Origin of the sequence: Aeromonas sp. JL9 (assembly GCF_024436075.1) — a bacterium.
Taxonomy (GTDB): Bacteria; Pseudomonadota; Gammaproteobacteria; order Enterobacterales; family Aeromonadaceae; genus Aeromonas; species Aeromonas veronii.
Genome location: NZ_JANFNV010000011.1, coordinates 17,529 through 30,260 on the forward strand (window position 1 = coordinate 17,529; position 12,732 = coordinate 30,260).

The 12,732-nt window shown below is 59.8% G+C and carries 12 protein-coding genes; 9 read left to right on the plus strand and 3 right to left on the minus strand.

Going from position 1 to position 12,732, the window contains the following annotated elements:
• Window positions 1–54: 54 nt before the first annotated feature.
• Window positions 55–777 (plus strand): methyltransferase domain-containing protein, encoded by a 723-nt coding sequence (locus NOM06_RS10285; RefSeq protein WP_005361718.1) that lies wholly within the window; start codon window positions 55–57, stop codon window positions 775–777.
• Here NOM06_RS10285 and rnhA read toward each other — a convergent pair.
• Window positions 765–1,229 carry a ribonuclease HI gene (gene rnhA / locus NOM06_RS10290; RefSeq protein WP_255911483.1) on the minus strand — a complete coding sequence of 155 codons (465 nt, stop codon included), beginning with the start codon at window positions 1,227–1,229 and terminating at the stop codon, window positions 765–767. The two genes, NOM06_RS10285 and rnhA, sit on opposite strands and share 13 nt — an antisense overlap.
• A gap of 56 nt (window positions 1,230–1,285) precedes the next feature.
• Here rnhA and dnaQ point away from each other — a divergent pair, with 56 nt between their 5' ends.
• Both dnaQ and NOM06_RS10300 read left to right on the plus strand, forming a co-directional pair.
• On the plus strand, window positions 1,286–2,020 hold the full coding sequence (gene dnaQ / locus NOM06_RS10295; RefSeq protein ID WP_064336501.1) for a DNA polymerase III subunit epsilon: 735 nt from the start codon (window positions 1,286–1,288) through the stop codon (window positions 2,018–2,020).
• Window positions 2,017–3,282, plus strand: coding sequence for a TIGR03503 family protein (locus tag NOM06_RS10300; RefSeq protein WP_255911587.1), 1,266 nt, complete (start codon window positions 2,017–2,019; stop codon window positions 3,280–3,282). The genes dnaQ and NOM06_RS10300 overlap by 4 nt, the downstream gene beginning before the upstream one ends.
• A gap of 93 nt (window positions 3,283–3,375) precedes the next feature.
• Here NOM06_RS10300 and NOM06_RS10305 read toward each other — a convergent pair whose 3' ends face one another.
• Window positions 3,376–4,893 carry an HD domain-containing phosphohydrolase gene (locus NOM06_RS10305; protein WP_005361714.1) on the minus strand — a complete coding sequence of 506 codons (1,518 nt, stop codon included), beginning with the start codon at window positions 4,891–4,893 and terminating at the stop codon, window positions 3,376–3,378.
• A gap of 324 nt (window positions 4,894–5,217) precedes the next feature.
• Here NOM06_RS10305 and NOM06_RS10310 point away from each other — a divergent pair, with 324 nt between their 5' ends.
• From NOM06_RS10310 to NOM06_RS10335, 6 genes are all read left to right on the plus strand, one after another.
• Entirely contained in the window at window positions 5,218–6,021 is an 804-nt protein-coding gene (locus tag NOM06_RS10310; protein WP_255911485.1) for a siderophore-interacting protein, read from the plus strand.
• Window positions 6,022–6,299: 278 nt separating this feature from the next.
• The gene (locus tag NOM06_RS10315) at window positions 6,300–8,267 is read left to right on the plus strand and encodes a TonB-dependent receptor domain-containing protein (RefSeq protein WP_255911589.1); all 1,968 of its coding nucleotides are present in this window, start codon (window positions 6,300–6,302) and stop codon (window positions 8,265–8,267) included.
• A gap of 126 nt (window positions 8,268–8,393) precedes the next feature.
• Window positions 8,394–9,410 carry an iron ABC transporter permease gene (locus NOM06_RS10320; RefSeq protein ID WP_255911487.1) on the plus strand — a complete coding sequence of 339 codons (1,017 nt, stop codon included), beginning with the start codon at window positions 8,394–8,396 and terminating at the stop codon, window positions 9,408–9,410.
• 7 nt (window positions 9,411–9,417) lie between these two features.
• The gene (locus NOM06_RS10325) at window positions 9,418–10,455 is read left to right on the plus strand and encodes an iron chelate uptake ABC transporter family permease subunit (protein WP_255911489.1); all 1,038 of its coding nucleotides are present in this window, start codon (window positions 9,418–9,420) and stop codon (window positions 10,453–10,455) included.
• Entirely contained in the window at window positions 10,455–11,258 is an 804-nt protein-coding gene (locus tag NOM06_RS10330; protein ID WP_255911491.1) for an ABC transporter ATP-binding protein, read from the plus strand. The genes NOM06_RS10325 and NOM06_RS10330 overlap by 1 nt, the downstream gene beginning before the upstream one ends.
• An 83-nt stretch (window positions 11,259–11,341) precedes the next feature.
• Window positions 11,342–12,259 (plus strand): iron-siderophore ABC transporter substrate-binding protein, encoded by a 918-nt coding sequence (locus tag NOM06_RS10335; protein WP_255911591.1) that lies wholly within the window; start codon window positions 11,342–11,344, stop codon window positions 12,257–12,259.
• Between the two features lie 119 nt (window positions 12,260–12,378).
• On the opposite strand, the gene NOM06_RS10340 is transcribed toward NOM06_RS10335, so the two are convergent.
• Window positions 12,379–12,726, minus strand: a complete 348-nt coding sequence (locus NOM06_RS10340) for a copper-binding protein (protein ID WP_255911493.1) — start codon at window positions 12,724–12,726, stop codon at window positions 12,379–12,381.
• Between the last annotated feature and the right edge of the window lie 6 nt (window positions 12,727–12,732).

Below are 12,732 nucleotides of genomic sequence, written 5' to 3' on the forward strand. Positions count from 1 at the left end.
GGAGGGTATCTTATATAACAGGATGGCGTTCGAAACCCCGAGTTGAGCCCTATTATGCAGGTGGCACGTACCGAACAACAAATCGAGATCCCGACCAGCTGGTCTGCGTTGCCTATGGGGGACTGGGTGGCGGCCGAGATCCAGGATCGGCTCGACAACTGGTGTCCCAATCTGTTTGGGTATCATCTGCTGAAAATTGGCGCCCTGAGCGCTGAACTCTCCTGCAAACGCTCCTCCATTCGTCATCAGATCGGGGTCGCCCCCGGCGGGCGGCTGCTCGACATGTATGGCGATCCCCTCGATCTGCCGGTGCGGACCGGCAGCGTCGATGCCTGCCTGCTGGCTCATTGCCTCGATTTCTCCGCCGATCCCCACCAAGTGTTGCGCGAAGCCGAAAGAGTGTTGACCGACGATGGCTGGCTGATCATCAGTGGCTATAACCCCATGAGTCTGGTCGGGATCGGTCACTGTGTGCCGTTCTTGCGGCGCAGAATGCCCTGGTCGGCACGGATGTTCACCCCGGGGCGGGTGACGGACTGGTTGCATCTATTGGGATGCGAGGTGATGTTCGACGAGCGCTTTGGTTATTCGTTTATGGGAAAACAGAGTTGGCACAGTTGGTGGCGAGAGAGTATCGGGCGGGATTATTGCAGGGCATTTGCATCGGTATACGTGATTGCGGCCCGTAAACGGCGCTTTCCACTGATCCCGGTGCGGCGGCGCTGGCAACTGCCAAAGTCCCTCGCCACACCGGGAATGGCCCGTCAGGGCTGGTAGCCGGTATCTTCGGCCAGATCCTTGCCGCAGGCGGCCTCTCTGGCCAGCTCGTCGCACCGTTCGTTCTCCGGGTGGCCGGAGTGACCCTTCACCCAGAGCCACTCAATCTGGTGGCGACCCACTTCCGCATCCAGCTCCTTCCAGAGATCGACGTTCTTGACCGGTTGGCGGTTGGCGGTCATCCACCCTTTCTTCTTCCAACCGATGATCCACTGGGTGATCCCCTGGCGGACATACTGGCTGTCGGTGGTGAGGCGCACCTTGCACGGTTCGTTGAGGGTGCGCAGCCCCATGATGGCGGCCATCAGCTCCATCCGGTTATTGGTGGTCAACTTGAATCCGGCGGAAATCTCTTTGCGGTGCTTGCCATAGACCATGACGGCGCCATAACCGCCCGGGCCCGGGTTGCCTAGGCAGGAACCATCCGTATACAAATCAATCTGTTTTAACATGAGGCTTGGGGTAAACTAGCGAGTAAGTAAAGCCGAAGTTTGACATAGATTGGATCATGAACACACCCCAACTGAATCGCCAGATCATTCTGGATACTGAAACCACAGGTATGAATACGGCGGGTGGCCCTGTCTATCTGGGGCACCGCATTATCGAAATCGGCTGTGTGGAGGTGATCAACCGTAAGCTGACCGGTAACCACTATCACGTCTATATCAAGCCTGATCGTCTGGTCGACCCGGAAGCGATCCAGGTGCACGGTATTACCGACGAGTTCCTGCGTGACAAACCGTCGTTCAGCCAGATTGCCGATGAATTCCTCGAGTTCATCCGCGGCGCCGAACTGATCGCTCACAACGCACCGTTTGACGTGAGCTTCATGGACTACGAGTTCAGCAAGCTCGGACTCAACTTCAAAACGGCGGATATCTGCACCATCACAGATACCCTGGCGATGGCGCGGGATCTCTTCCCCGGCAAGCGCAACAACCTGGATGTGCTGTGCGATCGTTACGGTATCGACAACTCCCACCGTACCCTGCACGGGGCTTTGCTCGATGCGGAGATCCTGGCGGACGTCTACCTGCTGATGACCGGCGGCCAGACCAAACTCAATCTGGCCACCGAAAGCAACGAAAACGAAAGCAATCAGGACACCAGTATTCGTCGGTTAGAGAGCAACCGACCCGCCCTCAAGGTGGTGCGTGCCAGCACCGAGGTTCAGGCCCTGCACGAGGCGAGACTGGATCTGGTACAGAAGAAGGGAGGAAGTTGTCTGTGGCGGCAATGAGCAAGTGGTGTGCCGGTCTGCTGTTGTTGCTCTCGCTGGGGGCGACGGCAACCGAGGTATTTGCTCCCTCCGATATTCCGCTGCTGGATAACCGCTTTCGCATCGATTACGGCGTGAAGGAGATCACCTTCATCATCAAGCGCAAGCCGGGCACCCCGTCCGTGATCCTAGTTCGCCCCGATGGCAGCAAGCTTTACGTGGGCAAGGTCAAACCTGCCGATGTGGGTTGGCTGGCGCTGCCGGAGCATGATCTCATTACCCTGCGCAATCCCATGCCGGGCCCCTGGCAGGCGATTGGCGAGGTGGATCCCGACAACCGGGTGCGCATTCTCTCCGATATCCGGCTCGATATCGCCGCCCTGCCGATGCAGCTCTATCAGGGGGAGGTGGTCAAGCTCAAGGCGTGGTTGCTGATCAATGGTCAGCCGCCGAAAGATAAATACTATCTCTCTGATCTTGGCATGACCGTCAAGCTGCAATCGTTCAGCGATGCCGATAAGAAAGAGGTCGTGCTGGATCAAGTACTTGGCCACTATCGCGATGATGGCAAGGGGCTCGACGAAGTGCCGGGCGATGGCATCATGACGGCGGAAGTGACGCTGCAGGATATTCCCGGTGGCAAGTACCGCGCCATGTTCAGCACGGGCAATCAGGTGTTTGTCCGTGCCCGTTATCAGGATGTGCTGCTTTACCCCTATCCGTTCAGTTATAACCTGGCGCCGCCTTCGGATGAGCTGGGTGCCAAGCTCTCACTGCTAATCGACCGTGATGAGCTGGATCCCGCCTCCGTGGTGGTCAAGGGGAGTGTGACCAGCAATGTGGGCGGCCTCTACGAGTTCAGCGAGACCGCCAGCGACCCCAAGCTTGATATCGATCTCTCCAACATCAAGGAGGTCGGTCAGCATGAGGTGAAAGCAACCCTCTATGGCACCACTCGCCTCGGCCGTGAGCTGAAAATCGAGTTGCCGGTGAAAACCTTCAATGTCTTCCCGCCACCGCCGCCTCCTGTAGAGGTGGTGTCGGCCGCAGCTCCTGTATCTAGCGCCGAGGCGACCCATGAAGCTCCGGCAGAGGAGGAAATGGGCTGGCTGATCTGGGCATTGGCGGGTGGTGGTGTGCTGTTGGCGGTATTGGGTGGGGTCGGGTTTGTGGTGATACAAAAACGGCGTGCCCTGAAGCGTGCTCTGGCCGCTGCGCAGGCCGAGAATCAGCAAGCCGGACAACCGGCTGCCAAGCTGGATCTCAATCTGCCAGAGCAGTAACCCTCGTTCTGAAGTGGCGTGATGCCAGATATAAAAAACCGCCCTGATAAGCAGGGCGGTATTTTTGAGTTCATAAACAGAACAAGCTGGCTATCAGTGTTCGCCGATATAGACATCCTTGTTCTGCTCGCGGATCTCGAGGAACTTGTCCAGATTGGCCATCATCAGCTCGACCAGCTGGGGGTCGAAATGCTGCCCCTTCTCCTCTTCAATCAGGGCCAGCACCTTGTCCAGCGGCCACGCTTTCTTGTAGCAGCGATCCGAACCCAGGGCATCGAACACGTCAGCCAGTGCCACAATTCGCCCCTCCAGCGGAATATCGGCCCCCTTCAAACCGCGGGGATAGCCACTGCCATTCCACTTCTCATGGTGATTGCCAGCGATGGTGGCACCAATCTGGAACAGCGCCAGATCGCTGCCGGAGAGCATATCCTGCCCGAGCTGGGCGTGGGTTTTCATGATCTCCCACTCTTCCGGTGTCAGCTTGCCCGGCTTGTGCAAGATGGCATCGGGAATTCCCACCTTGCCAATGTCATGGAGCGGCGAGGCGCGTTTCACCAGCTCGCTCTGCTCTTCGCTCATGCCCATCAGGTGGCAGAACTGTTCGGTATAAAGCGCGACTCGTTTGACGTGCAGCCCTGACTCTTTTGAACGGGTTTCGACCAGTTCGCCGATGCGATAGATGATCTCGCGCTGGTTGTCGGCGATCACTTCGTTCAGACGGATGTTCTCCAGCGCCACTATGATGTTTTCGGTAAAGAGCGTGAGCAGGCTGGTATCGATCTGGCTGAGCTGGCGGGTGGTCTCGATGTGAAACAGCAGGTGGTGGCGCGGATTCTGGCAGTAGAGCACCATCTGGGTGGCGTTATAGACGTTGCTGCGCTTGCTCATGGCCTGGCGCAGGATCTCCGGCGCGTCCGTGAGGAGCATGGCGGGATGGCCGGGGAGCAGGGGCTCCAATACTTGATCCTTCACCTCATAGGCGTATTGCTTGACGTCGTATATCTGGGTTTCCCCCAGATGGAGCAGGGCGCTGAGCTGCTCCTGGGCGCCTTCGACAAACTGGCGCAGGGCCCGTTTCTCAAAGATCCCCTTGGAGGCTTCGATGACTTTTTCCAGCCCCTGACGGTTACTCTCCAGGGTGCGGATATCCCGATATGAGCGCAGGCTGGCCCGCAGCAGGGTGCGCAGCTTCTGGGAGGTGAGCTCGGTTTTATCCTTGTAGTCGTTGATGTCATAGTTGGTGACCACGTCATCTTCCGGCGCCTGGCCGGGTTGGCCGGTACGCAACACGATGCGTACCATCTTGTTTTGCAGATCTTCACGGACGTATTTGACGACATCGAGGCCGGCGTGGTCGACCTCCATCACCACGTCCAGCAGCAACAGGGCAACGTCCGGGGTGGTGGCCAGCAACTCTTTGGCCTGCGCCGCGGAATAGGCATGCAGAAAATCGATGGGGCGATTGTCAAACTCGAATTTGTTCAAGGTGATTTTGGTGATGCGATGCACTTCAGGCTCATCGTCAACAATCATCACCTTCCAGCCCGCTTGCTGTGCGTCGGGGAGGGAGAGATCGTCATCATCAATAATCAGGATCTGGTCATCCATCATACAATCCTGTTTGGCATCCTGTGCTTACATTAACTGCTTCACTAAGGATAGGAAACTTATTGGGAAATAAAATTTGATCTCGAAAAACTATGGTCGAAATAAGCAAATGGAACCCTTTGTAACAGTGGCGTTGTCCGGCTGCTTTCTTTGCCCAATCATGGAGCTAGCGTGCATAAAGCCTATTTCTGGATTGGGGTGTGTATGCCAGTGGTTGGGAATGTTTGAATCCAGTTTGTAGCTATTAGACGAGAAACAATCTTATTTGATAGTGATTCCTATTTGCGTGTAGCATGGGCGACACACTCAACGAGGAGCCCCATCGTGTCCCCATCTCTGCCTCCCAATCGCCCCCGTCTGGTGGCTGTCAAAGCCATTACCCAGATCACCCCCCATTTGCGTCGCATCACCTTTGGTGGCAGCGAACTGGCTGACTATCCCTTTACCTGCGGTGGAGCCCATATCAAGGTGATGCTGGCCCAGCCCTATCAGGTAGAGCCGGTGCTGCCAGCCATGACCCCGAGCGGCCCGCGCTGGAGTGACCCGGCAGACAAGCCGGTGATCCGCACCTACACCATCCGTGCGTTTCGCCGTGATGAGCAGGAGATTGATATCGACTTCGTGCTGCACGGTGACGGTGGGCCCGCCAGCGCCTTTGCCACCCATGCCAAGCCGGGAGAGAAGGTGATCCTCTCCGGGCCGGGTGGTCCTAACCCGATGCTGCAACCGGCCGATCACTACTGCCTGGTGGGGGATCTCACCGCCTTGCCCGCCATCATGGCGATGTGTGAGGTGATGCCTGCCGATGCCAGAGGGGAAATTGCGATTCTGGTGCCGGATCAGGCCGATGCTCAGCCGTTGACACTACCGGTCGGGGTGCGCTGTCACTGGTTTGTCGGCGAGCCCGAGTCCAGTGGCCTGCTGGAGCATGTGATTGCTCTGCCGCTGGTGCGCGATGGTGGCTTCTTCTGGCTGGGTGGGGAAGAGGCGCTGGTGCTGCCGCTGCGCCGCCATTTTCGGTCTGTGCTCGAGGTGGATCGCCAGTCGCTCTACGCCGTGCCGTACTGGCGGCGGGGCAAGAGTGAAGAGGCCTATCACCAGACCCGTCACGATGTGATGGATAATTAAGCGGATGCGAAAGAATACCTGATTCACTCTTGCAAATAAAAATGATTTGCATTTAGTATTGCACCGTCCCGATGTCAGTCGGTACGGCGCTTTTGTTATTGATGGCTGCGAGTGGCATAGCACAACGCAGGGCCTGCCGTAATGCACTGATGTTCGGGGTGATGGGGCATGGACGACTGTTCATGCCAATGAACTCCATCACTTTGCACCGGGTCTGGCGAGGTCAGACAGGGATGTCGGTGGTGTTGGCCCTGGTTGTTTTATGTGGAGTGTTGATGATGCGTACATCATCCCGACGATTTGCAGTGCATCCGCTGGTGTTGTCCCTTTTTGCCCTGCCAGTTCTGGCCCAAGGGACTGCGCCTGTCACCGCTCATGAAACTATGGTGGTGACGGCGAGTAAAACCCGGCACAGCGAGCTGACCGCCCCGGCCAGCGTCTCTGTGGTGACTCGGGCCGAGCTCGACAAGCTCAATGTCAATGATCTGACCGGCGCTCTGAAACAGTTGCCGGGGGTCAATATCAGCCCTGCTACCAGCTACGGCCGCAGCGAGATCAAGTTGCGCGGGCTGGAGGGGGATTACACCCTGTTGCTGGTCAATGGCCGGCGTATCAGCTCCCGCGATGCTCTTACCTCCGGTTATGGCAATGATTTCGATCTCTCCGCCATCCCGATGGCGGCCATCGAGCGTATCGAAGTGATCCGTGGCCCTATCTCCTCCCTCTACGGTGCCGATGCGCTGGGTGGGGTGGTCAATGTCATCTTGCGCCAACCCGGGGAGAAGACCGAAGCGGCGGCCACCTATACCTTCAGCGATCCCACCGATGGTCACGGCGGGACTATCAACAAGGCGAGCGCCTATGTGGGCGGGGCGCTGATCGACAACAAGCTGCTGGCCAACCTGGTGGTAGAAGGGAATCACCGGGATGCCTGGCAGAGCGAGCAGAGCATCAACCCCAAGGCCGATGCCATCGAGCAGCGTGAAAAGCTGGGGATCCTCTCCAACGTCAAATGGTTGATCGATGATCGTCAGGATCTGGATGTAGGGATGAACTACGCCAAAGACGATCGGGAGGCCCACTGGAACAACTACGGCCAGACGCCGCGCAATATCCAGCAGATGGAGCGACTGGGGCTCAATGCCACTCACGTCGGCCGTTGGGATCAGTTCGACAGCCGGGTCGGCTATGCCTTCGAGCAGGTTGACCTGTTTGACGACTCCGAACTGATGACGGCGCTGAGCAAGACCAGCGGCGATGTGAGCCAGACCAACCACACCTTCGATGGCCAGCTGAGCGGTAATCTGGGCAGCCACCTGCTGACCAGCGGTGCCGAGTACCGCATCACCGAACTCAAGCATAACGTCAACCTCAAGGGGGGCGATGTCAGCGTCAACCAGAGCGCGCTCTATCTGCAGGATGAGTTTGGCTTTGGCGATCTGGCGTTGACCCTGAGTGGCCGGGTCGATCACCACGAGACCTATGGCACCGAGTTCAGCCCCCGTGGTTATGCCCTCTACAGCCTGACGGACAACTGGGTGGTCAAGGGCGGCATTGGCAAGGCGTTCAAGGCGCCGACCATTGCCCAGTCCAACCCGGATTATGCGGTAGCCGCCTGTCGCGGTCGCTGCGCCGTGGTGGGCAACCCGGATCTGAAGCCGGAAACCGCCGTCAGCTATGAGCTGGGCACCGCCTATGATGGGTCGTTCTGGGGCGCCGGGGTTACCGCCTTCCACAACGATATCAAGGACAAGATCCAGAGCGAGGCATGGACCGCCACCTGGCGTCCGGCGGTGATGACCTATCAGAACGTCAGCAAGGCCCGCATCAAGGGGGTGGAGCTGAGTGGCTGGTTTGATATTACCGATGCCCTGACTCTCTCCAGCAACGTCACCCTGATCGACGGGGAGGACAAGACCAGCGGCAAGGATCTCTATCGGACGCCGGAGCATACCGCCAACGCCAAGCTGGAGTGGCTGGTCATCGAGAGCCTGAGTACCCAGCTCGGCTGGAACTACACCGGCAGCCAGATCCTCCCGGTTCCGCGCATGAGCGGCACCACCTATGAGACCACCGCCGGATTCCACACCCTGGATGTCGGGGCAGTCTGGAACGCCACCCGGGCACTGGATCTGAAGTTCGGACTCAACAACCTGACCAATACCAAGCGTGACTGGGTTGCCACCGAGGCCGATCAGATCCTCGACGGGCGCACTGTCTATGCCGGTGTGGCCTACAAGATGTAGTGGCTGAACGGGAGCCCGTATTGGCGGGCTCCCGTTGTTGTCACGGCATCACCCCGGGGTGACGGCTTTTATTTCAACCACATGTATTTCAACAACATGCGCATTGCCACCATAAGGAGTTAAAGGGTGTTTAGAGACCAGACCTCGCTGTTCTGGCTGGGATTGTTCCTCCTGTTCATACTGCTTTCTCTTTCGCTCGCCACCGGTGCGGGTGTTTATGGTGCCCGCGAGGTACTCGGCTACCTGATGGGGGATGCCCGCTGGGCTGGCGACGAGAAGCTCGCCATGGTGCTCAATACCTTGCGACTGCCGCGCACCCTCTGCGCCATGGTGGTCGGCGCCTCTTTATCTCTAGCGGCCTCCTTGTTGCAGAGCGCGACCCGCAACCCGCTGGCGGAGCCCGGCCTGCTGGGGGTCAACGCCGGGGCCGTCTTTGCGCTGGTGGTGGGGCTCACCTGGTTCGGGGTGGAGTCCGCCTACGGCTATCTGCTCTGGGCCGGCCTCGGCGCGCTGCTCGGCAACGTGATTGTGCTGGGGCTAGGCATGATGATTGGCCGCTCCAATCCGCTGAAGCTTATTCTGGTCGGGGTGGCGCTCTCCGCCACCTTCGGCGGTCTCTCCAGCTTTCTGCTGCTCTCCAACAAGATGGTGCTGGAGCAGTACCGCTTCTGGAACCTCGGCTCCCTGTCGGCGGCCAATCTCGATGCCATCATTGCCGTGCTGCCCTTCGTGTTGGCGGCGTTTGTCATCACCTTGCTGCTTTGTCGCCAGCTGACCCTGATGCAGATGGGGGACAGTCAGGCCCAGGCGCTGGGGATCCGCCCAAACCGGGTGCGAATTGGCGTGCTGCTGGCCGCCACCCTGTTTACCGCCAGTGCCATCGCCATCGCCGGCCCCATCGGTTTTGTCGGCTTTCTGGCCGCCTACTGTGGCCGATTGGTGGAGCCGGTGAAGCTGTCGGTGCAGGTCTGTTTCTCCGCACTGTTCGGCATGCTGTTTCTGCTGTTGGCCGACATTCTGGCGCGCAGGCTGATCCAGCCGTTCGAGCTGCCAAACGGGGTTATTCTGGCCCTGATCGGTGCACCTGTGCTGATCGCCATCGTTCATCGCGGGGGCTTTCGTACCCTGCTGACCGTCAAGTGAGGGGCTGATGCGTACACCTATCGATATGCTTTGCCTGCGGGCTGGCAACCGCTCTTTGCTGATCCATCTGCCGAGTTGGCGCTGGCTGGCTCTGCTGGCCATGGCGTTGCTGGCGCTGGCTCTGCTGGCCCTGAGCGTTGGCGGCGGCAAGCTTGGCTTGGCCGGGGTGGTCAACACCCTGCTGGGGGAGGGGACGCGGCTTGAGCAGCTCACTCTGTTCAAGATCCGGCTGCCGCGCATCCTTGGGGTGGTGGCGGCGGGAGCGGCCATGGGGCTCTCGGGCTGTCTGGTACAAACTCTGGTGCGCAATCGGCTGGCTACTCCCGATATGGTGGGGGTCAACAACGGCGCATCCCTTGCCATCATCGTCTTCTCCCTCTACCTGACCGTGGGCAGCTGGCCCTGGTGGGCGGCACCCATCGGCGCCATCTTCGCGGCGCTGGTGCTCTATGCCCTCTGCCGCAAACCGGGTGAGCAGGGCTATCTGTTCGTGGTGATCGGTATCGGTCTCTCCGAACTGTTCGAGGCGCTCGGCCAGTTTGTGATGTCCACCCAGGCCTTGCTGCACCTGAGCTCTCTCTATCTGTGGAATATGGGCAGCTTTATCGCCGTGGGTTACAGCACCATCACCCCTATCGCCATCCTGTTGCTGGTGCTCTGCCCGTGGATCGTCTACCTCTCCCGCTCGCTGGCGGTGCTGCGCTTTGGCCCCGAGATGGCCCGAGGGCTTGGCGTCAACGGCGATCGGGTGCAACTGGGCATTCTGGCGCAGGCCATTCTGGTGGCGGCGCTCGGCACCGCCATCGGCGGCCCCGTGGTCTTTATCGCCATGGCGGCCCCCATTCTTGCCTCCTGGCTGGTGAAAGACCGGGTGGTGCCACTCTGGCTGGCGGCGCTCAGCGGCGCCCTGTTGCTGCTTGCCAGCGATACCCTGGTCCGGGTGCTGGCCAGCCCCCACGAGGTGGCGACCGGCATCATGACCCGCATTCTCGGCGGCCTGTTGCTGCTGTTTCTTCTCGTTAACGATCGCCAGAGGGCTGACTGATGACGCTCACCGTAAATCGCCTCCATTTCGCCTATCAGCAGACCCCCATTTTGCGGGATATCTCCTTCAGCGTGCCGAGGGGCAAGCTGGTGGGGATCGTCGGCCCCAACGGCTGCGGCAAATCGACCTTGCTCAAGCTGCTATCCGGCCAGATGAAAGCCCAACGCGGCGAGATCCTGCTCAAGGGCAAGCCGCTCGCCAGTTACCCCATGAAGGGGCTGGCGCGGGAGCTCGCCTATCTACCCCAGCGGCCGACCCTGCCTGCCGGCATTCTGGTGGAGCAGCTGGTGCAGTATGGCCGCCACCCTCATCAGGGCTGGTTCAATCAGTGGGGCGAGGAGGATGCCCGCATGGTGCGCAGCGCCTGCGAGCGGATGCAGCTTGAAAGCATCTGGCAGCAGAGCGCCGCGTCCCTCTCCGGCGGGCAGGCGCAGCGGGCCTGGCTGGCGATGATCCTGGCGCAGGACAGCGACATGGTGCTGCTCGACGAGCCCACCAGTGCCCTCGATATCGGTCACCAGACCGAGGTGATGGAGGCGATCCATCGCATCACTGCCGAGGGCAAAACCGTGCTGCTGGTGATCCACGATCTGGCGATGGCGGCCCGCTACTGTGACGAGCTGATCGCCATCGGCGAGGGGACCATTGCCGCCATGGGCTCGGCCCGGGAGGTGGTGACCAAATCCCTGATCGATCAGCTCTACCACACCAGTGTCGACATTCTGTATGCCCCCGGTGACGGGGCGCCCATTATCGTGCCCCGTCGCCACGAACATGGCCGCACCCTGCGTTCGGCGAGTTGAGTCATATGGGCCTGTTCTGTTGGCCCACCGAGTGTATTTACGCGGCCGATTATCCGTGCCGTGCAACGAGAAGGAGTGAGATGATGAAGCGTTTTGCCGCCCTGGCAGCAGCCATCCTGATGCTGGCCGCGCCGCTGGTTCAGGCGCAGGAGATGCGTGAAGTGACCGATGCGTTTGGCCAGAAGGTGCAGGTGCCAGTCCAGCCAACGCGGGTGGTGGTGCTGAGCGAGCTCGAACTCGACAGCACCCTGACCCTGGGGCTGACCCCTATCGGCGCCGTCAATGGTCGTGGTCAACCCACCTTGCCTCGCTATTTGCTGAACAAGGCGGGCATGGGGATCCAGGTGATCGGCGATCTCGACAGCCCCAATCTGGAGTCGCTGATTGCGCTGGAGCCCGACCTTATCCTGACAGGCCAGACCCGTCCCGAGCTGCTGACTTTGCTGGGGGAGATCGCGCCGACCGTGGTGACTAGCAAGTGGGGGGAGCCGTGGCAGGATAGCTTCCGCCGCACCGCTCACACCCTCAACCGCGACCAGCAAGGAGATACTTTCTTGCTGCAGTATGCCGAGCGGTTGACTCAGGCTCGTAGCAAGCTGGCCAAGCATCAGGGGGAGAGCATCAGCATAGTGCGCTGGAACCCCAAGGGGCCGAGCTTTATGTATCAGGGCACCTTTGCCAGCAGCGTAGTGGAGTCGATGGGGCTGGTACGCCCAAGCAAGCAGCAGGGTACTGGCGCGCCCCACTCACCGGCGCTGAGTCTGGAGTCCCTCAATCTGCTGGATGCCGACTGGCTGGTGGTCGGTACCCTGAGTGCCACCGGTGATGCGGTGGATGCCATGCGTCAGGCGGAGCAGACTCCAGCGTTCCAGCAACTGCCGGTGATCAAGGCCAAGCGCTTTGGCGCTGTGGACGGGTCCCTCTGGACCTCCAGCGGCGGCCCGCAGGCGGCTCTCAAGGTGATCGAGGATGTGGAGCAGTTGCTGTCAACCCGCAGCTGAGTGCTATCGCGTGCCAGAGGTTGACCACACGAACAGGTTGATCAAAAGAAGAGGGAGGCTGATGCCTCCCTCTTGCGTTGTCACTGTCTATCGTGACCTCTTCGGCGAGCCAGAGCCGTTTATTGCGGCTGGATGGCTGTCACTGTGAGCTTGCCGCTCTGGCTTTCGGCATGAAAGTGGATGGCATCCCCCACCTTGAGCCCTTTGAGCTGGGCCGGATCTGCCACTCGAAAGACCATGGTCATGGCGGGCATCTTGAGATTCTCGATCGCCTCGTGCTTGATGCCGACTTTGCCGCTCCCCTCATCAAGGCGGGTAATGACTCCCTTGGTCATCACCATTGCGGCCTGTTCGCTCATCTCACCCGTCTGACTCATCTCGTGCCCTTCATGGTGCATTATCTCTTCGGCTTGCAGGTTGGTGTGGGTGGCAAGGCCAAGCAGCAGGGTCAGCGTTTTGTAGTTCATGATGGT